The organism is Stenotrophomonas maltophilia, from assembly GCF_006974125.1.
Classification (GTDB): domain Bacteria; phylum Pseudomonadota; class Gammaproteobacteria; order Xanthomonadales; family Xanthomonadaceae; genus Stenotrophomonas; species Stenotrophomonas maltophilia_O.
In genome coordinates, this window is the sequence record NZ_CP037858.1 from 4138540 (window position 1) to 4163454 (window position 24915).

The following is a 24915-nucleotide window of genomic DNA, read 5'->3' on the forward strand; positions in this document are numbered from 1 at the left end:
GCATGAGCGAGATCACTGGTTTCACCGCCGACACCGCCGCGGCGCTGCCGTTGTACGTGCTGGACCGCGAGCAGTTCGCCGCCTGGAAGGACAGCCAGCCGGCTGCCACGCAGGCGTGGCTGGCATCGCAGGGCTTCAACGCCGGCGCACACAGCGTAGCGCTGCTGCCCGGCGCCGATGGCCTGGCCGGTGCGGTGATGGGCGTGGGTGATCGTGGCGATGCCTACAGCTATGCGCATGCGCCGCACGCGCTGCCGGAAGGCAGCGTGTGGCAGCTGGCCAACGAACTGCCAGCCGCCGAACTGGCGCTGCTGCAGCTGGGCTGGGGCCTGGGCAGCTACCGCTTCGACCGCTACCGCAAGCGCAACCGCGCACCGGCGCAGCTGGTGGCAGGACCGTCCGGCGAAGTGGCCGACCTGATCGCCGCCAGCCTGCGCGTGCGTGATTGGGTCAACACCCCGACCGAAGACATGGGTCCGCAGCAGCTGGAAGACGCCGCGCGCGCACTGGCCGAAGCACATGGTGCGCAGGTCGAAGCGATCACCGGCGATGAACTGCTGAAGCAGAACTTCCCGGCCATCCACGCCGTGGGTCGCGCTTCGCACCGTGCGCCGCGCCTGGTCGTGCTGCGCTGGGGCAAGGAAACCGACCCGGCGCTGGTGCTGGTCGGCAAGGGCGTGTGCTTCGATACCGGCGGCCTGGACATCAAGCCGGCCGACGGCATGCGCAACATGAAGAAGGACATGGGCGGTGCGGCACACGCACTGGCCCTGGCCGGCCTGGTGATGGCACGCGGGCTGCCGGTGCGCCTGACCCTGCTGGTGCCGGCGGTGGAAAACGCGATCGGTCCGGATGCGTTCCGCCCGGGCGAGGTCATCGCCACCCGCAAGGGCCTGAGCGTGGAGATCGACAACACCGACGCCGAGGGTCGCGTGATCCTGTGCGACGCGCTCACCTTCGCCGGCGAGCAGAAGCCAGACCTGGTGCTGGACTTCGCCACCCTCACCGGTGCCGCGCGCATCGCACTGGGCCCGGACCTGCCGGCACTCTTCAGCAACGACGACACGGTCGCCCAGCAGTGGCTGCAGGCCGGTGATGCAACCCGCGACCCGGTCTGGCGCATGCCGCTGTGGCGCCCCTACCTGCGCTACCTGAGCAGCGGCATCGCCGACCTGGCCAACGCCGGTTCGCGCATGGCCGGCTCGGTCACCGCCGCGCTGTACCTGGAACGCTTCCTGGAAGACGGCCAGCGCTGGGCGCACTTGGACGTGTATGCCTGGAACGACGGTGAACGCCCGGGCCGTCCGGCCGGTGGCGAAGCGCTGGCGCTGCGCTCGGCATGGGCGATGCTGAAGGCGCGTTACGCCTGAGGGAGGCGCCGGGCCCTGCCCGGCGCTGCCCGCCCCGATGGGGCCGGAAAATCTGACGAAAAATTGAATTTCGGCCGCGGCCGGGTTCTGCGAGGATGTGTGGGTCGACCACCCACACGCTCCGTGAAGGCAGGACTCCGACCATGTCGCTCTTCCGCTACACCCGCGCCGGCCAGACGCCGGGCGCACCACACAAGCATTCACCCCTGCTCTGGATCGCACTGATCGCACTTATCCTGGGTGCGGTCGCGCTGGCCTTCGCCTGGCTGGCGGGCTGGATTGGCGGCCGCCTGACCGCGCAGCGCTTCACCGACACCATCGAAGCCACCGGCCCGGCCCACCCGGGGTTCCGCCGTGCGCACAGCAAGGGCATCTGCGTAAGCGGTTGGTTCGAACCCAGTGCGCAGGCCCCCACCCTGTCCAGTGCACGGGTGTTCTCGCAGCACCGCGTGCCGGTAATGGGCCGGTTGTCGATCGGCGGCGGCGATCCCTACGGCGCCGACAACACCGCACGCGTCCGCAGCCTCGCGGTGCAGATGGTCAGTGATGATGGCCAGGAATGGCGCATGGCGATGAACAGCTTCCCGTTCTTCGCGGTGCCCACGGCCGAGGCGTTCTACGAGCAGACGCGCGCCTCCATTCCCGATCCAGCCACCGGCAAGCCGGACCCGCAGAAGATGGCGGCAGTGGTGGCGAAGTACCCCAGTGCGCAGGCGTTCCAGCAGTGGGCCAAGACGGCGCCATGGACCAGCAGTTGGGCCGACACCACCTTCAACAGCGTCAACAGCTTCTGGTTCACCAATGCGCAGGGCCAGAAGCGCGCGGTGCGCTGGCGCTGGCAGCCACAGGCGCCAGTGGTGGAGATGGATGCGGAAACCCGCAAGAAGGCCAGCGTCGATTTCCTCAGCCAGGAACTGCAGCAGCGCCTGGCCAGCGGCCCGGTGCGCTGGAACCTGATCGTGGCCACCGCCGAACCCGGCGATGCCATCGATGATCCGTCGGTACCGTGGCCCGCGTCGCGTGACCAGGTGGTGGCCGGCGTGCTCAGCCTGGACCGCATGCAGTCGCAGGAACAGGGTGCCTGCGGCCAGATCAACTTCGATCCACTGATCCTGCCCAGTGGCGTGCGCGGCAGTGACGATCCGATCCTGGCGGCCCGCTCGGCGGTGTACTCGCAGTCGTTCAACCGCCGCGAGCGCGAGCGTGCCAGCGGCAATGTCGAGCAACCGAAGGAGGCCGCGCGATGAGCACCGGCAACGGCCACTTCAACCTGCTGGCGCGGGTGCTGCACTGGTCCATGGCGCTGATGATCATCGCCATGCTGTTCATCGGCGTGACCATGGTCGCCTCGCTGCACCTGCGGCCGATGCTGATCGACCTGCACCGTCCACTGGGCATCGCGATCCTGCTGCTGGTGCTGCTGCGCCTGTACAACCGCCTGCGGCACCGCCCCCCACCGTTGCCGGCCGACCTGCCGGTCTGGCAGGCGATGGCGGCCAGGGCCTCGCACTGGATGCTGTATGCGCTGATGCTGGCGATGCCGCTGATCGGCTGGGCGATGCTGTCGGCTGGCGGCTACCCGATCGTGCTGTGGGGCGGCCTGCACCTGCCGCCGATCGTGCCGCACACCCCGGCGCTGTACGCCGCGTTGCGCAATGCGCACAGCCTGCTGGCGTATGTGCTGTTCGCCACGGTGCTGATGCACGTGGGTGCGGCGCTGTTCCATTTGTGGGTGCGCCGCGATGGCGTGTTCCAGGCGATGGCGCGCGGGAAGGATTGATCGGGTTCGCCGGGTGTTCCCGGCGAACTGGAAGGTCAAGATCAACAACAAGAGCATCCACGCGTGGCGTGGATCTACTGGGTGCAGCTTTTGCCTTTGACGTTGGGTCCGCCTTGAGCGAGCCGAGCATCGCAGGGGAATCAGGGGCGCAGAGGCGCCGATGTCTGAGCGCAGCGAGTCCGGCGCCGTCCCCCTGATTCACCGAGAAGCGCAGGGAACCGGCGCGCAGCGACGGCTCGCGCTCTGGCGGCGTGTTTCTTTGGTCACTTTCTTTGAACGAGCAAAGAAAGTGACACCTCTCCGCAGGCGCGGAAACGATCCGCCGGGCATCGCCCGGCGCTACCAGTGTGTCGGCGCACGCCCCTACAACCACCCCTTCTGCCGCGCCATCCGATACGCCTCGATCCGGTTGGCCACGCCCAGCTTGCCGATGCACTCGGACAGGTAGTTGCGTACCGTGCCGTGCGACAGCCCCAGCTGTTCGGCGATCTCGCTGGCGGTGCGGCCCTCGCCTGCCAGCCGCAGCACGCGTCGTTCGCGATCGGTCAATGGATCGGCCTGCGACCAGGCGTCAAGCGCCAGCTGCGGGTCGATCGCGCGGATGCCCTGCTTCACCTTGCGTAGTGCATCGGCCAGGTTCTCCGCCGGTGCATCCTTCAACAGGTAGCCCAGCACGCCCGCTTCCAGCGCACGGCGCAGGAAACCGGCGCGGGCGAAGGTGGTCACGATCACCACCTTGATCGGCAGTTCATGGCGGGCAATACGCTGGGCCAGCTCCAGCCCGGACAGGCCCGGCATCTCGATGTCGGTCACCAGGATGTCCGGCTGCAGCTGCTGCAGCATGCGCCAGGCAGCCTCGCCGTCGGCAGCACTGCCGAGCACGTCGATATCCGGTTCAAGCCCCAGCAAGGCCGACAGCGCGCCGCGCACCATCGCCTGGTCTTCGGCCAGCAGGATGCGGATCATGCGGCACCGTCCTGCGCCAGCGACGGCGGTGCAGCCGGTGGCAGCGGTGTGGTCGCCGCGGCCAAAGGCACACGCACGGTCAGCACCGTGCCGTCGCCCCGTACCGATTGCACCGCCAACTGCCCACCCAGTGCCGCCACACGCTCACGCATGCCACACAGGCCATTGCCCTCGGCCTCTACGCCGCCACGACCATCGTCGCGGATCTGCATCGCCAGCATTCGTCCTTCCTGCATGAACTCGACCTGCGCCTGGGTCGCCTGCGCATGGCGCACGATGTTGGTGGCCGCTTCGCGCAGCACCAGCGCCAGGCCGCGTTCGACGTCCACCGGCATCGGCGGTGGAGATGCGTACTGCAGGTGCACCTGCTGGCATTCCAGCAGCAGCCGTGCCGAGGCCAGTTCACCGGCCAGGTCACTGGCGCGGATACCGGTGACCGCGCTGCGCACCTGGGCCAGCGCTTCGCGGGCGATATCCTCGGCCTCGCCGATCTCCTGCCGCGCACGGGCATCGCCTCGGTCGTGCAGCTTGCGTGCCAGTTCCAGCTTCAAGGTGATCAGCGACAGGGTGTGGCCCAACAGGTCGTGCAGGTCGCGGCCGATGCGCTCACGCTCGGCGGTGGTCGCCAGCCGCCGCACCTCCTCCTGCGACAGCTGCAGCGCGGCATCCTTCTCCTTGTTCACGGCCTCCACGTTCACCACCATGCCGATGATGAACGAGACCGCCGGCACCCAGACCAGGCTCTGCCACGGATAGTGCGCCAGATGGGCCACCAGATAGAAGGCCGCGTTGAGCACGGCCAGCTGCAGCAGGTAGCGCCACCAGCTGCCACGCCCGCAGACCCGCAGCATCACGCAGCCGAAGATGAAGTAGCTGATGCCCGACGGGTACCAGGGCACCAGCACGATCGCCAGCGCGGTCATCGCCAGTGCGTAACGTGGCGCATGGTGGCGCGGTGACAACAGCAGGCGCGCGTACAGCAGCAGGAACAGCGGATAGCTGGCCAGGGTGAACACCAGCCAGCGCAGCGTGTAGCCGCCGGCGAACAGCGGCGTCATGAACACCCACACCGTCCACAGCAGGTGGATGGCATCGGCCCACGCCGGCTTGCCGCGGCGCAGGTTGTCGGCCACGGCGGAATCCGGTGCAGGGCGCAGCAGGGAGGCAAGCCAGCTCGGCGGCACGGGAGGATCCAGGCGGGGACGATCGCTGCCGATCATGCCAGTTCAGCCGATCCGGCGCAGGCGGCGGCGGGCCAGCAGCAACGCCACGAGGGTGACCGCCAGCAGTACCAGCAGATGACCGGCAGGACTGCCCACCGACGGCAGCCCGACTACCGGCAGCGCCAGTTGCGCCAGGTGCCAGGTCGGCCACAGCGGTGCCATCATCGAAAACACCTTGGGCAACGCCGACAGCGGCAGCCACAGACCCGACAGCAACGCCAGCGGCAGGTAGACCAGGTTGACCATCGCCGGTGCTGCGCTGGCACTGACATGGCTGCCGATCAGCAGGCCGATCGCGCCCAGCGGCAGCGCGGCCAGCCCCGCCACCGCCAGCAGCTGCAGCATCTGCACTCCCTGAAGCTGCACGCCTCCCAGCGCGCGCGCCACGCCGATCAACAGAGCGGCCACCAGCAGCGCGAACAACACCGCCATCGCCAGTCGTGCCAGCAGCGGTGCCGCCGGCGGCATCGGCAGCGCCCGCTTGAGCGTAAGCAGCCCGCCTTCACGGTCCAGCGCCAGCTGCACGCCGAAGCCGAACAGGGCCGGTGCCATCGCACCGAACACGCAGTAGGTGGCCAGCAGGTAGAGCGGTGCATGGCCACGGCCCAACAGCACGCCGAACAACAGGTAGAACAGCACCGGGAACAGCAGCGAAGGCACCGCGAAGGCGGGTGTACGCCAGGCGCGGCGCAGCTCGGCCTGCAGTTCGGCTCGGTACGGGCGCAGCGCTCGACGCCAGCTTGAGGCCGGGCGCGCAGCGACAGCGGTCGGGGTCAGGGTGTTCATGCGGCCTCCTGGGTCAGGTCAAGGAAGGCGTCGGCCAGCGCCGCGCCCTGTACTTCCAGCTCACCCAGCTGCGCATCGGCGGCCAGCAGGCGCGCCACCACCGGCTCGGCCGGGCTTGCCAGCAGCTGCAGATGCTCGCCGTCGCGCTGCACCTGCTGCACGCCCGGCCACTGCTGTACGTCTTCGGCAGGCAGCACGCTGCGGCAGCGGATGCGGCGCGGCCGATCGACCAGGCGCAGCTCGCTCAAGGGTGCATCGGCCAGCACCCGGCCCTTCTCCAGCACAACCACCTGCTGCGCCAGCGCTTCGGCTTCCTCCAGATAGTGAGTGGTCAGCAGCACGCCGCAGCCTTCGGCCACCAGCTGCCGGATCGCCTGCCACATCGTCTGCCGCGCCTGGATGTCCAGGCCGGTGGTGGGCTCGTCCAGGAACAGCACGCGTGGGCGGCCACACAGGGCGATGGCGAACTGCACGGCGCGCTGCTGGCCACCGGACAGCTGGCCGTAGCGGCGGCGAGAGAGCGCCTGCAGGCCAGCGCGCTGCAGCACTTCCTGCAATGGCATCGGGTCGGGGTAGCAGGCGCTGGCCTGCGCCACCAGTTCGTCCACCTGCAGCATCGGTGGCAGGCTGGTGCTCTGCAGCATCACGCCCAGGCCGAGGCGGCTGGCGCGCTGCTGCGGGTCGCCACCGAGCAGCTCGACCTGGCCGGCGTCGGCGCGGCGCAGGCCCAACAGCACGCTGATCGCGGTACTCTTGCCGGCACCGTTGCGGCCCAGCAATGCCAGCACCTGGCCAGCGCGGACCTGCAGGTCGATGCCATGCAGGGCGGTATGGTCGCGATAGCGCACCTGCACCTGCTGCAGGCGGGCCAGCGACGGGGCGATCGGATCCATGGGCGGTACCGGTAGCGGGGACGTTGCCATCCTGTGCCGCCGTGGTCACATTTCGCAGTTGCCGCCGTCAGTGTCATCGGATGACAGCTGTCACTGCCGTCATCGCTGTGCCTGCCTTCATGCTGTGCCGCACGCTCCACCGCCGGAACCGCCGCCGTCCGCTCTTCCGGCCACACCCGCCCGAACGCCTGTGATGGAACGAATGAACGCTTCTGCCGAGCTGTTGAAGGAACTCCGTATCGACCGCAAGTCGCCGCCGCCCGCCTCCGGTGGCAATGGCGGTGGTCGCCGCTGGCTGTGGATCACGATTGTCGTGATTGCCGTGCTGCTGGCCGCCGGCGCCTTCGCGCTGTTCGGCCGCACCCCGGCCGTGGAGGTGGAAACCGCACCCGCGGTGGCCATCCAGCAGGGCAGCGCCAGCAGTTCGGTGCTTGATGCCAGCGGCTACGTGGTCGCCCGGCGCATGGCCACGGTGTCGGCCAAGATCACCAGCAAGGTGCGCGAGGTGATGATCGAGGAAGGCATGCGGGTCGAAGCCGGCCAGGTGATGGCCACCCTGGACCCGATCGATGCCGATGCGCAGCGCAGCCTGTATGCCTCGCAGCTGCAGGCCGCACGCAGCCAGGTGGCCGGGCTGGAGGCACAGCAGAAGCAGGCCGCCGCCGAAGCCAGCCGCCTGCAGGCGCTGGTCGGCCAGCAACTGGTGTCGCGTTCGCAGTACGACCAGGCCGTGGCCCAGCGCGACAGCCTGCGCGCACAGCTGGACACTGCACAGCGCAACGTCAAGGTGGCCCACGATCAGCTGGCCATCGCCGACCTGGGCGTGGACAACAACATCGTGCGCGCACCGTTCTCCGGCGTGGTGACCGCCAAGGCGGCGCAGCCGGGAGAGATCGTTTCGCCGCTGTCGGCCGGTGGTGGCTTCACCCGTACCGGCATCGGCACCATCGTCGACATGGATTCGCTGGAGATCGAAGTCGAGGTTGGCGAGGCCTTCATCGGCCGCGTGCAGCCGAAGATGCCGGTGGAAGCCACGCTCAATGCCTACCCGGAGTGGAAGATCCCGGGCGAGGTGATCGCCATCATCCCCACCGCCGACCGCGGCAAGGCCACGGTGAAGGTGCGCGTGGCGCTGAAGGTGAAAGACCCGCGCATCGTGCCGGAGATGGGCGTGCGCGTCAGCTTCCTGGAACAGGCCCAGCCGCAGGCCGCCGCCAAGCCGCAGGGCGTGCGTGTGCCAGGGGGGGCCGTGGTCCAGCGCGAGGGCGCCTCGGTGGCCTTCGTGCTGGGCGACGAGAGCCGCGTGCAGCAGCGCATGGTCGAGGCCGGCCAGGCGATGGGCAAGGACCGCCAGATCCTCAAGGGCGTGAGCGCAGGTGAATCGGTGGTGGTGAACCCGCCGGACACCCTGCGCGATGGCGCCAAGGTGCAACAGAAACAAGCGCAGTAACGGCCTGGCGCCCACGGGCGCCGCCGGCAGCACCGCTCGACGCACGCCTGCGGCCACCGCCGGCGCGTTTCCCCGTTTCCCGCCTTCCGTGGAGAACCACCCATGTCGACCCTGGTTTCACTGCGCAACATCACCAAGACCTACCAGCGTGGCCCCGAGAAAGTGCAGGTACTGCACGGCATCGACCTGGACATCGCGCGCGGCGACTTCGTCGCGCTGATGGGTCCGTCCGGTTCGGGCAAGACCACCCTGCTCAACCTGATCGGCGGCCTGGACAACCCCAGCGGCGGCGAGATCAGCATCGAAGGCGAGCGCATCGACCAGATGAGCGGCGGCCAGCTGTCGACCTGGCGCAGCCACCACGTCGGCTTCGTGTTCCAGTTCTACAACCTGATGCCGATGCTGACCGCGCAGAAGAACGTCGAGCTGCCGCTGCTGCTGACCCATCTCAGTGCCGCGCAGCGCCGCCGCAATGCGGAAATCGCGTTGACCCTGGTCGGCCTGGCCGACCGTCGCAGCCATCGCCCGAATGAACTGTCCGGCGGCCAGCAGCAGCGCGTGGCGATCGCCCGCGCGATCGTCTCCGACCCGACCTTCCTGATCTGCGACGAACCCACCGGCGACCTCGACCGCCAGTCCGCCGAGGAGATCCTGGGCCTGCTGCAGCAGCTCAACCGCGAACACGGCAAGACCATCATCATGGTCACCCATGACCCGAAGGCCGCCGAGTACGCCACGCACACGGTGCACCTGGACAAGGGCGAGCTGGCCGACGCGCCGCTGGCCCACTGACGGAGGCCACGGCGATGAAATACTTCTCATTGGTGTGGGCGCAGCTGTTCCGCAGCCGCACGCGCACCCTGCTGACCCTGCTGTCGGTGGTGGCCGCGTTCCTGCTGTTCGGCATGCTCGACTCGGTGCGTGTGGCGTTCACCTCCGGTGGCAGCGTGGAAGGCGCCAACCGCCTGGTGGTCGCTTCGCGGCTGTCGATCACCCAATCCCTGCCGATCCGCCTGGAAGCGCAGGTGCGGCAGGTGGCCGGCGTGCGTGACGTGGCCTATGGCATGTGGTTCGGTGGCATCTACCAGGACCCGAAGAACTTCTTCCCGAACTTCTCGGTGTCGCCCAACTACTTCGATGTCTACCGCGAGCTGCAGATCGATCCGGCACAGCTGGAGGACTGGAAGCAGACCCGCACCGGCGCCATCGTCGGCGAGACCCTGGCCAAGCAGTTCGGCTGGAAGATCGGCGACACCATCCCGCTGCAGGCAACCATCTTCCCGCGGGGCGGCAGCAACGACTGGCCGCTGGAACTGAAGGGCATCTACCGTTCCAAGGACCGTGCTCTGGCGGCCAACGAAGAACGCCAGTTGATGATGAACTGGAAGTACTTCGATGAGTCCAACGACTACATCAAGAACCAGGTGAGCTGGTACACGGTGACGCTGGACAATCCGGATCATTCCTCGCGGGTGGCGCAGGCCATCGATGCCATCTCGGCCAACTCCGACCACGAGACCAAGACCCAGACCGAGTCGGCGTTCCAGCAGGCCTTCGTCAAGCAGTTCGCCGACATCGGCATGATCGTCACTTCAATCATGGGTGCGGTGTTCTTCACCCTGCTGCTGTTGACCGGCAACACCATGGCCCAAGCCGTGCGCGAGCGCGTGCCGGAGCTGGCCACGCTGAAGACGCTGGGCTTCAAGGACAGCACCGTGCTGACCCTGGTGATGGTGGAGTCGGTGCTGCTGATCGGCCTGGGCGGCCTGATCGGCATGGGCCTGGCCGCGCTGATCCTGCCAGCGATCGGACCGAAGAGCATGGGCATGCTGCCACCGCACGTGCCGACGCCAACCTGGCTGATGGGGCTGGGCCTGATCGTGGTGATCGGCATCATCGTCGGCCTGCTGCCGGCGCTGCGTGCCAAGCGCCTGAAGATCGTCGACGCACTGGCCGGCCGCTGAGGAGGACACCGACATGTTCAAGAGCAAACTCAAGAAGTGGCTGGGCAACGGCGTGACGGTGCTGCTGCTGGTGATCGGCCTGGTGCTGTGGATCAGCCTGCCATGGGTTGGCGTGCTGGCCGTGGCCGTGCTGGTGGCCCTGTGGCTGCTGCTGACCCGGGGCGGACGGCTGGCACTGGCGGCCACCCGCATCGGCGTGGCCAGCCTGCCGCAGCGCTGGGGCGCATCCTCGGTGATCTTGGTCGGCATCGCCGGTGTGGTCGGCGTGCTGGTGGCGATGCTGGCGATGGGCGAAGGCTTCCAGGCTACGCTCAACAATACCGGCGATGACACCACCGCCATCGTGCTGCGCGGTGGCTCCCAGGCCGAGACCAACTCGGTGATCACCCGCGAACAGGTTCCCACGCTGTCCACCCTGCCCGGCATCAGCCGCGATGGCGAAGGCCGACCGCTGCTGTCGCCGGAGCTGTCTCAGGTGGTCAACCTGGTATCGAAGTCCGACGGCACCGACGTCAACGCACAGTTCCGCGGTGTCGGCCCACAGGCGTGGGCCGTGCATGACAAGGTCAAGATCATCGAAGGCCGCAAGTTTGCCACCGGCCTGCGCGAGATCGTGGTCGGCCAGGGTGCCAAGGGCCAGTTCCGCGACATGGACGTGGGCAAGACGCTGACCCTGGGCAACCAGACCTGGACCGTGGTCGGCGTGTTCGCTACCGGCGATGCGCATGATTCGGAACTGTGGACCGACGCCGATACGCTGGCCACCACCTACCAGCGCAGCGCGTGGCAGTCGATCAGCGTGCGCACTGATGGCAAGGCCGGCTTCGAGCAGTTCAAGGCCGCCGTCGCCGCCGACCCGCGCCTGAAACTGGACGTGGAAACCACCCGCGTCTACTACAGCAAGCAGGGCGGCGGGCTGACCAAGCTGATCGATATCCTCGGCAAGGTGATCGGCACGATCATGGCGGTGGGTGCGGTGTTCGGCGCGCTCAACACCATGTATGCGGCAGTGGCCACGCGCGCCCGCGAGATCGCCACCATGCGTGCGATCGGTTTCCGTGGCCTGCCGGTGGTCACCGCGGTGATGCTGGAGACGATGCTGCTGGCGCTGCTCGGTGGCCTGCTGGGGTGTGCGGTGGCGTGGCTGCTGTTCAATGGCTACAGCGTGTCCACGATCGGCAGCAACTTCAGCGCGGTGGTGTTCAAGTTCCATGTGTCGCCGGAACTGCTGTGGACCGGCCTGAAATGGGCACTGGGCATCGGCCTGGTCGGTGGCCTGTTCCCGGCGCTGCGCGCGGCACGTTTGCCAATCACCACGGCGCTGCGCGAAACCTGAGCATCACGCAGCGATAAAACGCGCATTGCGCAGGGGACGGAGCGAAGGCTCCGTCCCTTTTCTTTTGCGCGTCATCCACGCATGGCGTGGATCTACTGATGCAGCGCATCCACGCCTGGTGATGAGCCAGGACGTCCAGTAGATCCACGCCATGCGTGGATGGATGCCGGCGTACGCACGGCTACAGATTGCGGGAAATACGCCGTTACCGATGCCTCTGCCCATCGCAGACGCAACGCGCGTGACGTTGCGCACATCCCATCTGTGGATTGTTGGTTGCGATTCATTTTCGCGCCCATCCGCGGCGCAGAGGCAAACAGTTACGAATGGAAACATTCTAGAATCGCGCCCCCCACGTTGGTTTGCAGCACCCCACGCGTCCATAGAACGGGCGCTTGTTTTTCCTGAAACACGAGATTTCACGGATGTCCCTGAAAACCAATCCGCTGCGCAACGCGATCGTCATCGCGCTGGCCGCCAGCTGCACCACCCCCGCCTTCGCACAGAGCGCCGGCGATACCCCGACCAACCTCGACCGCATCGAAATCACCGGCTCGCGCATCCGCCAGGCCAGTGTCGAGACCGCACAGCCGGTCGTCGCGCTCAGCCGCGCCGAGATCGAGAAGAAGGGTTACATCAACGTCGCCGACATCCTGCAGGACGTCACCGCCGCCGGCGCACCGAGCCTGAGCCGCTCGTCGTCGCTGAGTTCTTCGCGCGACTTTGGCGGCACGTACGTCAGCCTGCGCAACCTCGGCCCGGAACGCAGCCTGGTGCTGATCGACGGCCGCCGCATGGGCGTCAGCGCCGGTGGCTACTCCGACCTGGCTTCGATTCCCTCGGCCATCGTCGAGCGCGTTGAAGTGCTGACCGACGGCGCATCCGCGCTGTACGGCTCGGACGCCATCGCCGGTGTGGTCAACATCATCACCCGGAAGAACTTCGACGGTGGCGAAGCCAGCGTCTACGTCGGCCAGTACGGTGAAGGCGACGGCCAGAAGCGCTCCTACAGCGCCACCTTCGGCAAGACCTTCGACCGCGGCTGGTTCAGCGTCGGCGCCGAGCGCACCAAGGAAGACGAGATCCTCGGCAGCGAGCGCGAGTTCAGCCGTTACCCGGGTGGCCCGCGCCATCCCGACGACGTCAAGGCACTGAACCAGACCACGCAGTGGGGCAGCGTCACCGTCGGTGGCAAGTCGCTGACCGTGGGCCCGGGCGGCGACCCGAGCCAGAAGGGCAACTTCCACACGCCCAATCCGGCCGATGGTGCCAACACCAAGACCAACATGAGCCTGCTGAGCGGCCTGGAGCGCACTTCGGTGTTCGCCAACGGTGGCTTCTCGATCACCGATGACCTGCGCATCGTGGCCGACGCGCTGTACAGCAAACGCGAGTCGACCAAGCACCTGGCCGGCTACCCCTACTCGGTATCCACCGCGCAGGCCCGCAACGGTTCCCGTGCTGCCCTGTCCAAGGACAGCGCGTTCAACCACTGGGGCGAGGACGTGCTGTTCTCCCACCGCACCGAAGAAATGCCGCGTGCGACCGAGAACAACCTGGACACCAAGCGCGCCAGCATCGGCCTGGAAGGCAGCTTCGAAACCGGTTCGCGTTACTGGGACTGGAACGTCAGCTACATGTACAACCGCAATGAAGGCGAGCGTATTGGTACCGGCAGCATGTACCAGCCGCACGTCGACCTGGCAGTCGGCCCGTCCTTCATGGATGGCACCGTGGCACGCTGCGGCACCCCGGGCGCGGTGATCGCCGGCTGCGTGCCGTGGAACCCGGCCGCGCCGATGGGCTATGCGGGCCCGGGCTCGCTGAGCAACCAGGACGTGCAGGACTACCTGTTCACCCGCTTCGTCGACAAGATGAAGAGCACCACCAAGGTCGCCAGCGCCAACATCTCCGGTTCGGTGTTCACCCTGCCGGCCGGCGACGTGATGGCCGCGATGGGCTTCGAGCACCGCAGCGAAGAAGCCAGCTACACCCCGGACCTGATGGTGCAGAAGGGCCAGATCGCCGGCACCACCGGCCAGCCGACCCGTGGCGACTACTCGCTCAACGAGGTCTACCTGGAACTGCAGGTACCGCTGCTGGCCGACATGCCGTTTGCACGTGAGCTGTCGCTGGACCTGGCCGGCCGCTACACCGACTACAACACCTTCGGTTCGACCACCAACAGCAAGTTCGGCCTGAAGTGGAAGCCGATCGACAGCCTGCTGGTGCGTGCGACCTATGGCACCGGCTTCCGTGCGCCGACCGTGGACGACCTGTACGGCGGTGCGGTGAAGAGCCGTGATTCGTTCACCGATCCGTGCGATACCTCGTTCGGCATCGCTGCCAGCAGCTCGACCGTGGCCGCACGCTGCCAGGCGCTGAAGGTGCCGGCGAACTTCCGCCAGCAGACCGCGTCGGAAGGCAACGTCGCCAACCGTCCGGGCCAGCAGGGCATCGCCGATTTCGACTCCGGTTCCAACGCGAACCTGAAGCCGGAAACCGCCAAGACCTGGACCGTGGGCCTGGTGTACAGCCCCGAGTTCGTGCCGGGCCTGGACGTCAGCCTGGATTGGTGGAAGATCCGCATCGACAATGCGATCGTGGGTGAGTCGGCCACCGACATCCTCAACCAGTGCTACGTGCAGGGCGTGGATTCGGCCTGCGGCCGCTTCACCCGTTCCACCAGCGCCAAGACGCTGGGCCAGGTGACGTCGCTGGACCGCTCGCTGGTCAATGCGGGCTACCGCGAAACTGCCGGCTACGACTTCAGCCTGCGTTACCGCCTGCCGGAAACCTCGTTCGGCCGCTTTGCCGCCACCTGGAACACCACCTACACCGACTACCTGGAGCAGCGCAACGACAGCGCCGCCACCACGCCGGTGGAGCAGAAGACCGGCTGGCAGGGCAACTTCCGCGTGCGTTCGACCTTCAACCTGGATTGGCAGTACGGCGACCTGGGCATCGGCTGGACCGCCCGCTACTACTCGGGCATGAAGGAAGCCTGCTCGTATGACCTGTCCGGTGGCCCGGACTGCAACATGGCCGGCTTCGTCTCGCCGTATACCGATGCGCAGCCGAGCCGCAAGGTGGGCTCCAACACCTTCCACGACCTGCAGGTGCGTTACAGCCTGCCGTGGGACGGCACCGTGTCGCTGGGCGTGAACAACGTCTTCGACCACCAGGGTCCGATCATGTACAGCCAGCCGAACAGCAGCTTCACCTACTACGGTGGCTTCGACATCGGTCGTTTCATGTACATGAAGTACCAGCAGCGCTTCTAAGCCTGCAACCGCGTTCCCGCCACAGCCAACTCTCTCCTGGCTGTGGATGGAAGCAGAGCGGCGCCCCTCGGGGCGCCGCTCTTTTTTTGGGGAAGCGGGGTCGGATCCCTTCGCCCTGCGAAGGGCCCTGCCCCCAAGGCTGCGGACGGAAAAGAGGTCAGAGCCCTCCGCGTTGCGGAGGGATCCGCCCCCGCAGCCCCGTCGGCGCTAGCGCTTGGCGCGCATCGTGCGGATGTTGTCGCCGACGAACAGGATCAGGCCGGCCCAGATCGCGGCGAAACCGATCGCCTTGGCGGTATCGAACGCTTCGTGGAAGAAGAACACCCCAAGCAGCAGCTGCAGGCTCGGCGCGATGTACTGCAGGATGCCGACCAGCGACAGCGGAATGCGCTTCACGCCGTACGCGAAGCCGATCAGCGGCACTGCGGTCACTGCGCCACCGAAGATCAGCAGCAGGTCATTGCGCCAGCCCCAGCCGTGGAAGAACGCGCCGCCATGGCCATTCTCGGCCCAGATCGCAAACGCCAGCGCCGGCAGGAACAGGTACATGCTCTCCACGCCCAGGCCGGCCACCGGGTCGACCGAGACCAGCTTGCGCAGCAGGCCATACAGGCCGAACGAACAGGCCAGGCCCAGCGCGATCCACGGTGGCGTACCCGCGTCGATGGTCAGCCAGGCCACGCCCACCGCTGCCATCGCCACCGCCACCCACTGCAGGCGGCGCAGGCGCTCCTTCAGTACCAACACGCCCAGCAGCACGTTCACCAGCGGGTTGATGAAGTAGCCCAGGCTGGTTTCGATGACGTGGCCTGCATTGACCGCCCAGATGTACAGGCCCCAGTTGAAGGCGATGGTCAGGCTCGACACCAGCAGGATCGGCAACGCGCGCGGCTGCGCGGCGATCTTCTGCCACCACCCCAGGCGCGAGCTGATCAGCAGCCAGCCCAGCACCATCACGGTGCTCCAGATGATGCGGTGGGCGATGATCTGGAACGAGGGCACCTCGTTGAGCAGGTGCCAGTACACCGGCACCAACCCCCAGATCACGAAGGTGGAGGCAGTGACCAGCAGGCCCCGGCGTTGGTCTTTCTCGTCCATGCTCATTTCTTTCGTGTCCTTGCCATTGTCAGTACCACCACACCCAGAAGAATCACCGCCATGGCGAGGAAGTCCCGCCATCCAAAGCGTTCACCATTCAATGCAGCACCCAGCAGCACGGCAATCACCGGATTGACGTACGCATAGCTGCCGGCCAGCGCCGGGCGCACGTTCTGCAACAGCCACACATAGGCGGTGAACGCGACGATGGAACCGAACACGCACAGGTAGGCCATCGCCAGCAGGCCGCCGGCATCGGGCAGCGTGGTCGGGCGCTCGCCGACCGCCAGGCCGGTCAGCACCAGCAGCACGCCACCGCAGATCATCTGCCCAGCGGCGGTCATGAACGGGCCCGGCAGGTCCAGGCCGCGTGACCACACCGAACCGAAGGCCCAGCCGATCGGCGCGATCAGCAGCAGCACCAGCCCGGTCGGTGAGGCGGTCAGGCTGCTGCCGGCATTGAGCCAGACCACGCCGGCAAAGCCGACCGCGATGCCCAGCCATTCACCCTTGCTGGCGTGCTGGCCGCGCAGCGCCGAGAACAGCGCCATCCACAGCGGCACCGAGGCCACCGCGGTGGCCGCCAGGCCCGAGGACACCTCACGCTCGGCCAGCACTACCATGCCGTTGCCCAGCACCAGCATGGTCACGCCCATCACCACCAGGTTGCGCCACTGCCGCAGGGTCGGGTTCGGCATCTTCCAGAACAGGCGCAAGGCCAGGAACATCAGGCCACCGGCAATGATGAACCGGCTGCCGGAAACCATCGTCAGCGGCAGCGCGCCACCGTGCAGGGCCTTGGCGATGCCCAGGTAGGTCGAGCCCCAGACCACATAGACCAGCAGCAATGCCAGCGCGACAAGGCCACCCCGGGGGGCAGCCGCAGACGAAGAAGGGGGAGCCGACATGACACACCAGGGAGCCGGGGGAAGGCGGATTCTAGGACGTTTTGAGTATGGTCCGGGACCCCGGACGGTGGCACGCTGTCATCCATCCATGCACCCTGCTCTGGTCTGCTACCCCGTGTTGACGGCCGATGCAGTACCAAGAGGGCTGCCCGGCCGCGCCGCCCCAAGGCCGGGCGCCGTTTTCCCTGCGCACGGACGCGCCGCATCGAGGATTCCCACCCAGATGAGCACCACGTCCCAACCTGCCGTACCCGCAAACGACCGCGCCGCCCTGCGGCGGTCGATCTCCAACACCCTCAAAGGCTCCGCCGGCAACCTGGTGGAGTGGTATGACGTCTACGTGTACTCGGTGTTCGCCGTGTACTTCGAATCGCAGTTCTTCTCGCCTGACGACAAGAACTCCACCATGTACGTGTGGGCGATCTTCGCCGCGACCTTCCTGATGCGCCCGATCGGTGCCTGGTTCTTCGGCCGCTTCGCCGACCGCCACGGCCGCCGCCTGGCACTGACAGTCTCGGTCACGCTGATGGCGCTGTGCTCGTTCCTGATCGCCATCACCCCTACCGCCGCCAGCATCGGCATCTGGGCCGCCGTGATCCTGCTGTTCGCACGCCTGCTGCAGGGCTTCGCCACGGGCGGCGAGTACGGTGCCAGCGCCACCTACATGTCCGAGGCCGCCATTCCCGGCCGTCGCGGCTTCCTGTCTTCCTTCCACTACGTCACCCTGGTCGGCGGCCATGTGCTGGCCCAGCTGACCCTGCTGCTGATGCTGACCTTCTGGGGCAAGCCGGAGATCTCCGAGTGGGGCTGGCGCATCGCCTTCGGTATCGGTGGCATCGCCGCGGTGGTGGTGTTCTGGCTGCGCCGGGGCATGGACGAAACGATGGAAGAATCGTCGATCGAGGCCGCACGCGAGGGCAAGGCAAAGAAGTCCGGTTCGATGTACGAACTGTTCGTGCACCAGTGGCGTCCGCTGCTGCTGTGCTTCCTGATCACCGCCGGTGGCACCGTGGCCTTCTACACCTATTCGGTGAACGGCCCGAAGATGATCCAGAGCGCCTTCGCCGGCAACGACCCGATGACCGGCACCCTGATCAACCTGGGCGTGCTGGCGTTCCTGATGGTGCTGCAACCGGTGGGTGGCTGGCTGTCGGACATCATCGGCCGCAAGACTCTGCTGGTGTTCTTCGGCGTCGGCGGCGTGCTGTACAGCTGGTACCTGATCACCCAGCTGCCGCACCAGCATGACGCCACCCTGGCGTTCCTGACCCTGGCACTGGCCTTCGTCATCCTCACCGGCTACACCTCGATCAACGCGGTGGTGAAGGCCGAACTGTTCCCCACCCACGTGCGTGCACTGGGCGTGGGCCTGGGTTACGCACTGGCCAACTCGCTGTTCGGTGGCACCGCCCCGCTGCTGTACCAGGGCGCACTGAAGACCGGCCATGTCGACTGGTTCGCCATCTACGTCACCGCAACGATCGCGGTCTCGCTGGTGGTCTACATCTTCTTCCTGACCAACAAGGGCCCGAACTGGCTCGACGGCACCCGCAAGTAAGGGCGCTGCAGTGATCGCGGCCACCGGTGCAATGCCGGTGGCCGCTGCGTTTCCCGCCATCCCACGGATGTGGATCGCGGCAACGCTGGCCGCAGCCGAGCGGTAGTGCCCCGTCAGCGGCGGGCAGATTCGCTCTTGTCCCGCGTGCTGCGGAACTCCGATTCCTTTTCCCACGTCGGCCAGCGGCGGCTGTTGGCCAGCTCGGCACCGAGGTCGTAGACCAGCAGGGTGTCAGCGGCGTGGCCGCTCGGGTCCCAGCTCGGGGTCCAGGCATCGCAGGCCTGGTGGTAGCAGTCGGCGAAGTACTTCTCGCGCAGCGCGCGGCCGGCTTCAACACCGCCGTCCAGCTTGTCCAGGCCCGGGCCGATGGTGATCGCCGGCACGCCCAGACGGGCGAAGGCGAAGTGGTCGGCACGGTAGAAGAAGCCGGCCTCCAGGTTCGGGTCCGGGCTGTAGCTGCGGCCGCGGGCCTTGGCCACGCGTTCCAGATCGCCTTCCAGCGAGACCCGGCCCTTGCCCCACGAGGCGATGTCACGGGTCGCGCCATCCGGGCTGAACATCTCGATGTTCAGCACCGCAGCGGTCTTGTCCAACGGCGCCAGCGGGTGCGCGGCGTAGTAGCTGGCGCCCAGCAGGCCCTTCTCTTCGGCGGTGAGGGCCACGAAGTACAGCGTGCGCTGCGGCTGCGGGCCGGCGGCGAATACGCGGCCCAGTTCCAGCACCGTGGCCACGCCGGTGGCGTTGTCGATCGCACCACGTCGGATGCGGTCGCCCTTGGCATCGGCCTGGCCGATACCGAACGCATCCCAGTGCGCGGAGAAGATCACGGCCTCGTCAGCATGTTCTCCACCGGGCAGCTTGGCCACCACGTTGCGGGTCACCACCTGCTCGCGCTTGAGCGCCAAATCCACGCTCAGCTTCGCGTTGTCCAGTGCCACCGGGCGGAAGTCGGCACGCATCGCCTTGCGCTTCTCGGCATCGAAGTCGAGGCCAGCGTCGGCGAAGATCGCCTCGGCCAGCTCGCGCTGCATCCAGCCGCGCAGCGGCGTGTGCTGGGCCATTGCTTCGGCCTGGCCGCGCTCGATGTCGAACAGCGGCGAGGTGCCCGAGCTCTTCACCGTGGCCCAGCCATACGCAGCCGGCGCGGTCTCGTGCACGATCAGCACGCCTTCGGCACCACGGCGTGCGGCTTCCTCGAATTTGTAGGTCCAGCGGCCGTAGTAGGTCACCGCCTTGCCATCGAACGCGCCCGGTGTATCGGCCTCGAAATCGGCGTCATTGATCAGCACGACGGCGATCTTGCCGTGCAGGTCCACGTCCTTGTAGTCGTTCCAGTGGCGTTCCGGGGCGTCGATGCCATAGCCGACGAACACCAGCGGCGCATCCTTGATCTGCACGCGCTTGCGCGGCTGCAGGCTCTGCAGGGTCACGTCCACACCGTTGGCCAGCGCGCGCTTGCCCTGCTTCAGCGACAGGCTGGCCTTGGCCGCACCATCCAGCTGGGCGCGCACCAGCGGCACCGGCTGCACCCAGCTGCCGTCCACGCCGCCCGGTTGCAGGCCATAGCTGCGGAACTGCTCGATCAGGTACTGCACCGTGCGCTCTTCGCCCTCGGTGGCCGGCGCGCGGCCCTCGAATTCATCCGACGCCAGTACACGCACGTGCCGCGACAGTGCCTGCGGATCGATGCCGCCACCCGGCAGGTCGTTGGCCGCATGGGCCAGGCCACCGACGAACAGGCAGGACGACAGCAGCAACACGCGCATCGGATTCACGGCAGTACCACGGCAGGCTTGGAAGTCACCAGAGTGTAACGTGGTCGTGACATCGCGGTGCAGCGTGGACTTGCGTCATCCACGCATGGCGTGGATCTACCGACGGATGCGGTCCAGCCAGCAGGCCAGGCCCTGTGCGTTCAGCTCGATGTCCATCGACAGCACGGCGGTCACCGCCGCCTGGTCCAGCGCACAGCCATGCTGTTGCGCACGCTCCAGGTACAGCGCCTGCAACGCGGCCAGCAAGCAGCGGTGGCGGTCCGGCCGACCATCGCACTGGCGGCCGATGGTCGCCATCGCATCGATCTGTTCGAACAGGTCGTTGGCCAGTTTCTCCACTTGCTCCACACGTCCGTAGTGGGTCAGGTACATCGCCTGCGGCGTGTAATCGAGCATGCGCCGGATCGAGGCCTTCATCGCCTCCGGGTCGAACTGCACCGGCGACGAGGTCGGGAAGATGAAAGCGCCCTGCGCACTGTCCAGCTCGCGGTAGGAGATGCCAAACGTATCGCCAGTGAACCAGCTGCGGCTGCGCGCATCCCACACGCAGTAGTGGTGCAGCGCATGGCCCGGCGTGTGCAGCAGCAACAGCTCGCGGCCGGCCAGGTCGATGCGGTGGCCGTCTTCGGCCACCACCACGCGCTGCTCCGGAATCGCCTCGATGCGGCCATAGCTGCGTGCGATTTCCTCGGCACCATAAACGGCGGTCGCACCGGCAATCAGCCGGGCCGGGTCGATCATGTGCGGCGCACCGCGCGGGTGCAGCACCGCCTTTGCGTTCGGCAGCTGCTGCATCAGCAGGCCAGCGCCGCCGGCGTGGTCCAGGTGCACGTGGGTCAGCAGCAGCCAGTCGACCGCGTCCACACCCAGGCCGGCGTCCGCCAGCGCCTGCAGCATGGCCGGCACTGACAGCCCGGTGCCGCAGTCGACGAAGGCCGCGCGACCGTTTTCAATGATCAGGTAGGCCGCGTCGAAATCAGGACGCTGGAAGCCGGTATCGATGGTGTGGATGCTGGGGTCGGCGGTCATCGGCACGCACCTGGCAGGATCGGGAACAGACCTCCATGGTAGGCGCGCGGGCGGCCCGGGTTCGATGCGGCTTTGGTCGGGTAGTGCCGGCCGCTGGCCGGCAACTGCATTCAACTGGCTACCCCGAGGTTGCCGGCCAGCGGCCGGCACTACCGGTCCAACCAGCGCGGCCGCAGCAGCAACGCCAGCACCAGCACCGCCAGGAACGCGCCGTAGGCGTACAGCACCGCCAGCACCTGTGGCCAGATCGGGCCGGCGCCGGGCTGCACCACGCCGATGCGGAAGCCCCACAGCATCGACACGATGCTCAGGGCGAAGGCCAGCACCAAGGTGGTGGTATCGAACAGGCGCCGCCGCGCGGTGCGCGGCTGGCGCGGGAACAGCCAGTACAGGCTGCCCAGCAGCAGGAACCAGGGCAGGAACAGCAGCAGCGACAACCAGGCCATCGCAGACTCCATGTCATCGCGCCTGAGGCGCGTGGGCATCATGCCATGGGCGCAATGCCCTGGTAGTGCCGGCCGCTGGCCGGCATGTCCCGTGCCCTTGCCGGCCAGCGGCCGGCACTACCCGTCATTCGGCGCGCAGCACCGCCAGGGCCGCCAGCACCGCGTCCACTTCGGCGTCCAGCTTGAACAGCTCGCTCTGCAGCTGGTCGCCCTGCTCGGCCTGCTTGATCACGGCAATCAACTGCCCCGCATCGCGCGGCGAATCGAAGCCTTCGCTCTGGATCAGCAGCGTGCCGTCGCCGGCCGTCAGCTTGAAGTAGAAGCGGCCGTCCTTTTCGCGGTACTGCTTGAACAGCGGCGGTGCCACGCGGGCCACGCCGGCATCCTCGCTGGCGATATCGCCCGCAGTGGACAGGTCACGCAGGCCCACCGCATGGCGCAGCTCGTCCAGCAGCGGTGCCGCCAGCTGCTCGCGCAGCTGCTGGCCACGGCGCTTGAGCAGCGCCTCGATCTTCTCCGGCTCGGCCATCAGCGCGTTGTAGCGCTCGCGCAGCGGTGCAAGCTCGCTGTCGATGCGCTCGAACAGCTGCTGCTTGGCATCGCCCCAGCTGATGCCGGCGGCGAACGCCTTGGCGAATTCCGCGGTCTGTTCCGGGGTAGCGAAGGCCTGGTACATCTGGAACAGTGCCGAGCCCTCGGTGTCCTTCGGCTCGCCGGGTGCGCGCGAGTCGGTCAGGATCGAGAACACCAGTTTCTTCAGCTCCTCGCGCGGCACGAACAGCGGAATGGTGTTGTGGTAGCTCTTGCTCATCTTGCGGCCATCCAGGCCCGCCAGCGTCGCCACCTGCTCGTCGATCACCACGTCCGGCAGCGGGAAGTACTCCTTGCCGTACACGTGGTTGAAGCGCTGGGCGAAATCGCGCGCCATCTCGATGTGCTGGATCTGGTCACGGCCCACCGGTACCTGGTTGGCCTTGAAGATGAGGATGTCGGCGGCCATCAGCACCGGATACATGAACAGGCCGGCGCTGACGCCTGCGTCCTCGTCCACGCCTTCCTCGCGGTTCTTGTCCACCGCCGCCTTGTAGGCGTGCGCGCGGTTGAGGATGCCCTTGCTGGCGATGGCGGTCAGGAACCACATCAGCTCGGTGGTCTCGCGGATGTCGCTCTGGCGGTAGAACCACACGTGTTCCGGGTCCAGGCCGCAGGCCAGCCAGCTGGCCGCGATCTCCAGGGTCGCGCGCTGGGTGCGCTGCGGGTCCTGGGACTTGATCAGGCTGTGCAGGTCGGCCAGGAAGAAGAAGCTCTCGATCCCCGGGGCGCGGCTGGCGGCGATGGCCGGACGGATGGCGCCAACGTAGTTGCCCAGGTGGGGCGTGCCGGAGGGGGTGATGCCGGTAAGGACTCGGGTCGTCATGACTGCGTGGGGTAACCTTCGATGAACGGGGCCAGTTTACCTTGCACGCCACCAACCCCGTCAGGGCCTGCGGCGCGTTCATTCACGCAACCCCGCTGGAGACGCCCGATGAAACGCCTGCTGCCCCTGCTGCTGATCCTGCCCCTGGCCGGTTTCCGCCCGGCCCCACCCCCGCCACCGGTGTACACGGGCGGCCCGGTGCGCATGGCCCTGGTCGACCGCGACCGCGGCACCGAACTGCGCAGCTACCCCGCCGAGGGCCAGCGCTGGGTGGCCGGTGAGCGCGGCCACCGCTACGCCGTGCGCCTGTACAACGACAGCCCGCGCCGGGTGCTGGTGGTGCTGTCGGTGGACGGCATCAACGCCATCTCCGGCGAAGATGCCGATCCCTCGCAGACCGGCTACGTGCTCAACCCCGGCCAGCGCGCCGACATCACCGGCTGGCGCAAGAGCCAGGACGAAGTGGCGCAGTTCGTGTTCAGCAGCCCCAGCGGCAGCTATGCCAGCCGCACTGGTCGCCCGGACAACATCGGTGTGGTCGGCGTGGCGGTGTTCGAGGAAGCCCGCCGTTGGTACCCGCAGCCGATCCTGCGCCGTGGCCTGCCAGCACCCGCCCCGGCGGCCGAAGCAGCGGCCGATGCCAGTGCCAACGCCAGTGCCAGTGCCAGCCGCATCGAGGGTTACGCCAGCAAGTCGCAGGCGCCGGCGCTGGGTACCGGCCACGGCGCACGCGAGCAGTCCTCGGTGCGCGATACCGACTTCGAACGCGCCAGCCGCAGCCCGGCGCAGGTTCTGCAGCTGCGTTACGACAGCGCCCGCAACCTGCGCGCGCGCGGCATCCTGGTGGATTCGCCGTCGCGCCTGCCGCGCGAACCGCAGGCGTTCCCCAACCGCTACGTGCCGGACCCGCCAGCGCGCTGATCGCCCGTCCAGACAGCACAACGCCCGCAACCTCACGGTGCGGGCGTTGTGCTGTGGGGGAAAACCGTAGCGCTTACTTGTAGTCCGGGTAGTCCTTGCTCACGCTGTCCTGGAACTCACGCACTTCCTTCTCGGCGCGGTCCTTGGCCCAGCCATAACGTTCCTGCAGGCGACCGGCCAGATACTCGGCATTGCCTTCGGCCACATCGAAGTCGTCGTTGGTCAGATCGCCCCACTTGGCCTGGGCCTTGCCCTTCAGCTGCGACCACTTGCCGGAAATGATGTCTTTGTTCATTGCTGGGAGTCCTTGGTTGCAACGGCGTTCTTACCGTGGCTCCAGCTTCGCGCAGCGGCCGTTGAATACCGGTCAACCGGCAATGAAATAGATGCTCACCTGCTTGAATGGTTCACTACGCTTCGACACATGCGCTGCAGAAGACGCGCAACAAAAAAGGCCGGGGGAAGTCCCCGGCCTTTTTCGCTTTCCGTTCCACTTCAGGCTCAACGGCCCTTGGCGGCATCCTCAACCTTCTCGCCAGCCTTCTGCACGTCCTTGCCGGCACCGGCAACGGTGTTGCAACCGGCCAGCAGGGCCACCGAGAACATCGACAACAGCATCAGGGCAACAACGCGCTTCATGGGCTTCTCCTTGGGTTCGCCGCTATACCGCTTCATTCGCGGATGGGGTTCGGTCGCTCGGCGGAAGAAGCC

22 protein-coding genes are annotated in these 24915 nt (G+C 67.3%); 10 read left to right on the forward strand and 12 right to left on the reverse strand.

Features of this window, described 5'->3' with window-relative positions:
- Positions 1 to 2: 2 nt before the first annotated feature.
- From EZ304_RS19120 to EZ304_RS19130, 3 genes are all read left to right on the forward strand, one after another.
- The gene (locus EZ304_RS19120; protein ID WP_099551491.1) at positions 3 to 1370 is read left to right on the forward strand and encodes a leucyl aminopeptidase family protein; all 1368 of its coding nucleotides are present in this window, start codon (positions 3 to 5) and stop codon (positions 1368 to 1370) included.
- A gap of 143 nt (positions 1371 to 1513) precedes the next feature.
- Positions 1514 to 2617 (forward strand): catalase family peroxidase, encoded by a 1104-nt coding sequence (locus EZ304_RS19125; protein ID WP_142807874.1) that lies wholly within the window; start codon positions 1514 to 1516, stop codon positions 2615 to 2617.
- Complete coding sequence (locus tag EZ304_RS19130) at positions 2614 to 3150, forward strand: cytochrome b (protein WP_099551493.1); 537 nt, start codon at positions 2614 to 2616, stop codon at positions 3148 to 3150. The genes EZ304_RS19125 and EZ304_RS19130 overlap by 4 nt, the downstream gene beginning before the upstream one ends.
- A gap of 363 nt (positions 3151 to 3513) precedes the next feature.
- Here EZ304_RS19130 and EZ304_RS19135 read toward each other — a convergent pair whose 3' ends face one another.
- The 4 genes from EZ304_RS19135 to EZ304_RS19150 are packed head-to-tail and all read right to left on the reverse strand — an operon-like array spanning position 3514 to position 7018.
- A complete protein-coding gene (locus tag EZ304_RS19135) occupies positions 3514 to 4116 on the reverse strand; it encodes a response regulator transcription factor (protein ID WP_099551494.1) in 603 nt (200 codons plus the stop codon).
- Positions 4113 to 5336, reverse strand: a complete 1224-nt coding sequence (locus EZ304_RS19140) for a sensor histidine kinase (RefSeq protein ID WP_142807875.1) — start codon at positions 5334 to 5336, stop codon at positions 4113 to 4115. Before EZ304_RS19140 ends, EZ304_RS19135 begins: the two co-directional genes overlap by 4 nt.
- Positions 5337 to 5342: 6 nt before the next feature.
- Positions 5343 to 6125, reverse strand: coding sequence for an ABC transporter permease (locus EZ304_RS19145; protein ID WP_142807876.1), 783 nt, complete (start codon positions 6123 to 6125; stop codon positions 5343 to 5345).
- Positions 6122 to 7018 carry an ABC transporter ATP-binding protein gene (locus EZ304_RS19150; protein ID WP_142807877.1) on the reverse strand — a complete coding sequence of 299 codons (897 nt, stop codon included), beginning with the start codon at positions 7016 to 7018 and terminating at the stop codon, positions 6122 to 6124. Before EZ304_RS19150 ends, EZ304_RS19145 begins: the two co-directional genes overlap by 4 nt.
- A 202-nt stretch (positions 7019 to 7220) precedes the next feature.
- Here EZ304_RS19150 and EZ304_RS19155 point away from each other — a divergent pair, with 202 nt between their 5' ends.
- The 5 genes from EZ304_RS19155 (at position 7221) to EZ304_RS19175 (ending at position 15052) form a co-directional block, all read left to right on the forward strand.
- The gene (locus tag EZ304_RS19155) at positions 7221 to 8468 is read left to right on the forward strand and encodes an efflux RND transporter periplasmic adaptor subunit (RefSeq protein WP_142807878.1); all 1248 of its coding nucleotides are present in this window, start codon (positions 7221 to 7223) and stop codon (positions 8466 to 8468) included.
- 102 nt (positions 8469 to 8570) lie between these two features.
- On the forward strand, positions 8571 to 9260 hold the full coding sequence (locus EZ304_RS19160) for an ABC transporter ATP-binding protein (protein ID WP_099551499.1): 690 nt from the start codon (positions 8571 to 8573) through the stop codon (positions 9258 to 9260).
- 14 nt (positions 9261 to 9274) lie between these two features.
- Positions 9275 to 10432 carry an ABC transporter permease gene (locus tag EZ304_RS19165; protein ID WP_142807879.1) on the forward strand — a complete coding sequence of 386 codons (1158 nt, stop codon included), beginning with the start codon at positions 9275 to 9277 and terminating at the stop codon, positions 10430 to 10432.
- Between the two features lie 13 nt (positions 10433 to 10445).
- Entirely contained in the window at positions 10446 to 11768 is a 1323-nt protein-coding gene (locus EZ304_RS19170) for an ABC transporter permease (RefSeq protein WP_142807880.1), read from the forward strand.
- Positions 11769 to 12193: 425 nt separating this feature from the next.
- Positions 12194 to 15052, forward strand: coding sequence for a TonB-dependent receptor plug domain-containing protein (locus EZ304_RS19175; protein ID WP_142807881.1), 2859 nt, complete (start codon positions 12194 to 12196; stop codon positions 15050 to 15052).
- Positions 15053 to 15259: 207 nt separating this feature from the next.
- Here the strand turns inward: EZ304_RS19175 and rarD are convergent, their stop codons facing one another.
- Positions 15260 to 16156: an EamA family transporter RarD gene (rarD, locus tag EZ304_RS19180; protein WP_142807882.1), complete on the reverse strand. Its 897-nt coding sequence runs from the start codon at positions 16154 to 16156 to the stop codon at positions 15260 to 15262.
- Positions 16153 to 17058: a drug/metabolite exporter YedA gene (gene yedA, locus EZ304_RS19185; RefSeq protein WP_142807883.1), complete on the reverse strand. Its 906-nt coding sequence runs from the start codon at positions 17056 to 17058 to the stop codon at positions 16153 to 16155. Before yedA ends, rarD begins: the two co-directional genes overlap by 4 nt.
- Positions 17059 to 17281: 223 nt before the next feature.
- Here yedA and EZ304_RS19190 point away from each other — a divergent pair, with 223 nt between their 5' ends.
- On the forward strand, positions 17282 to 18616 hold the full coding sequence (locus EZ304_RS19190) for an MFS transporter (RefSeq protein ID WP_099551505.1): 1335 nt from the start codon (positions 17282 to 17284) through the stop codon (positions 18614 to 18616).
- 113 nt (positions 18617 to 18729) lie between these two features.
- Here the strand turns inward: EZ304_RS19190 and EZ304_RS19195 are convergent, their stop codons facing one another.
- The 4 genes from EZ304_RS19195 to EZ304_RS19210 all read right to left on the reverse strand — a co-directional run bounded on the left by EZ304_RS19195 (position 18730) and on the right by EZ304_RS19210 (position 23283).
- Positions 18730 to 20382: a M28 family metallopeptidase gene (locus EZ304_RS19195; protein ID WP_099551506.1), complete on the reverse strand. Its 1653-nt coding sequence runs from the start codon at positions 20380 to 20382 to the stop codon at positions 18730 to 18732.
- A 105-nt stretch (positions 20383 to 20487) separates the two neighbouring features.
- Entirely contained in the window at positions 20488 to 21420 is a 933-nt protein-coding gene (locus tag EZ304_RS19200; RefSeq protein WP_142807884.1) for an MBL fold metallo-hydrolase, read from the reverse strand.
- Positions 21421 to 21569: 149 nt separating this feature from the next.
- Complete coding sequence (locus tag EZ304_RS19205) at positions 21570 to 21866, reverse strand: hypothetical protein (protein WP_099551508.1); 297 nt, start codon at positions 21864 to 21866, stop codon at positions 21570 to 21572.
- Between the two features lie 124 nt (positions 21867 to 21990).
- The gene (locus EZ304_RS19210; protein WP_142807885.1) at positions 21991 to 23283 is read right to left on the reverse strand and encodes a tryptophan--tRNA ligase; all 1293 of its coding nucleotides are present in this window, start codon (positions 23281 to 23283) and stop codon (positions 21991 to 21993) included.
- Positions 23284 to 23391: 108 nt separating this feature from the next.
- Here EZ304_RS19210 and EZ304_RS19215 point away from each other — a divergent pair, with 108 nt between their 5' ends.
- Positions 23392 to 24204: a hypothetical protein gene (locus tag EZ304_RS19215; RefSeq protein WP_142807886.1), complete on the forward strand. Its 813-nt coding sequence runs from the start codon at positions 23392 to 23394 to the stop codon at positions 24202 to 24204.
- A 73-nt stretch (positions 24205 to 24277) separates the two neighbouring features.
- Here the strand turns inward: EZ304_RS19215 and EZ304_RS19220 are convergent, their stop codons facing one another.
- A complete protein-coding gene (locus EZ304_RS19220) occupies positions 24278 to 24499 on the reverse strand; it encodes a CsbD family protein (RefSeq protein ID WP_004137109.1) in 222 nt (73 codons plus the stop codon).
- A gap of 206 nt (positions 24500 to 24705) precedes the next feature.
- Positions 24706 to 24843: an entericidin A/B family lipoprotein gene (locus tag EZ304_RS19225; protein WP_005407710.1), complete on the reverse strand. Its 138-nt coding sequence runs from the start codon at positions 24841 to 24843 to the stop codon at positions 24706 to 24708.
- Positions 24844 to 24915 lie beyond the last annotated feature (72 nt).

Coding starts and splice junctions, on each gene's coding strand:
- EZ304_RS19120 (WP_099551491.1), top strand. CDS start 3: ATGAGCGAGATCACTGGTTTCACCGCCGACACCGCCGCGGCGCTGCCG.
- EZ304_RS19125 (WP_142807874.1), top strand. CDS start 1,514: ATGTCGCTCTTCCGCTACACCCGCGCCGGCCAGACGCCGGGCGCACCA.
- EZ304_RS19130 (WP_099551493.1), top strand. CDS start 2,614: ATGAGCACCGGCAACGGCCACTTCAACCTGCTGGCGCGGGTGCTGCAC.
- EZ304_RS19135 (WP_099551494.1), bottom strand. CDS start 4,116: ATGATCCGCATCCTGCTGGCCGAAGACCAGGCGATGGTGCGCGGCGCG.
- EZ304_RS19140 (WP_142807875.1), bottom strand. CDS start 5,336: ATGATCGGCAGCGATCGTCCCCGCCTGGATCCTCCCGTGCCGCCGAGC.
- EZ304_RS19145 (WP_142807876.1), bottom strand. CDS start 6,125: ATGAACACCCTGACCCCGACCGCTGTCGCTGCGCGCCCGGCCTCAAGC.
- EZ304_RS19150 (WP_142807877.1), bottom strand. CDS start 7,018: ATGGATCCGATCGCCCCGTCGCTGGCCCGCCTGCAGCAGGTGCAGGTG.
- EZ304_RS19155 (WP_142807878.1), top strand. CDS start 7,221: ATGAACGCTTCTGCCGAGCTGTTGAAGGAACTCCGTATCGACCGCAAG.
- EZ304_RS19160 (WP_099551499.1), top strand. CDS start 8,571: ATGTCGACCCTGGTTTCACTGCGCAACATCACCAAGACCTACCAGCGT.
- EZ304_RS19165 (WP_142807879.1), top strand. CDS start 9,275: ATGAAATACTTCTCATTGGTGTGGGCGCAGCTGTTCCGCAGCCGCACG.
- EZ304_RS19170 (WP_142807880.1), top strand. CDS start 10,446: ATGTTCAAGAGCAAACTCAAGAAGTGGCTGGGCAACGGCGTGACGGTG.
- EZ304_RS19175 (WP_142807881.1), top strand. CDS start 12,194: ATGTCCCTGAAAACCAATCCGCTGCGCAACGCGATCGTCATCGCGCTG.
- rarD (WP_142807882.1), bottom strand. CDS start 16,156: ATGAGCATGGACGAGAAAGACCAACGCCGGGGCCTGCTGGTCACTGCC.
- yedA (WP_142807883.1), bottom strand. CDS start 17,058: ATGTCGGCTCCCCCTTCTTCGTCTGCGGCTGCCCCCCGGGGTGGCCTT.
- EZ304_RS19190 (WP_099551505.1), top strand. CDS start 17,282: ATGAGCACCACGTCCCAACCTGCCGTACCCGCAAACGACCGCGCCGCC.
- EZ304_RS19195 (WP_099551506.1), bottom strand. CDS start 20,382: ATGCGCGTGTTGCTGCTGTCGTCCTGCCTGTTCGTCGGTGGCCTGGCC.
- EZ304_RS19200 (WP_142807884.1), bottom strand. CDS start 21,420: ATGACCGCCGACCCCAGCATCCACACCATCGATACCGGCTTCCAGCGT.
- EZ304_RS19205 (WP_099551508.1), bottom strand. CDS start 21,866: ATGGCCTGGTTGTCGCTGCTGCTGTTCCTGCCCTGGTTCCTGCTGCTG.
- EZ304_RS19210 (WP_142807885.1), bottom strand. CDS start 23,283: ATGACGACCCGAGTCCTTACCGGCATCACCCCCTCCGGCACGCCCCAC.
- EZ304_RS19215 (WP_142807886.1), top strand. CDS start 23,392: ATGAAACGCCTGCTGCCCCTGCTGCTGATCCTGCCCCTGGCCGGTTTC.
- EZ304_RS19220 (WP_004137109.1), bottom strand. CDS start 24,499: ATGAACAAAGACATCATTTCCGGCAAGTGGTCGCAGCTGAAGGGCAAG.
- EZ304_RS19225 (WP_005407710.1), bottom strand. CDS start 24,843: ATGAAGCGCGTTGTTGCCCTGATGCTGTTGTCGATGTTCTCGGTGGCC.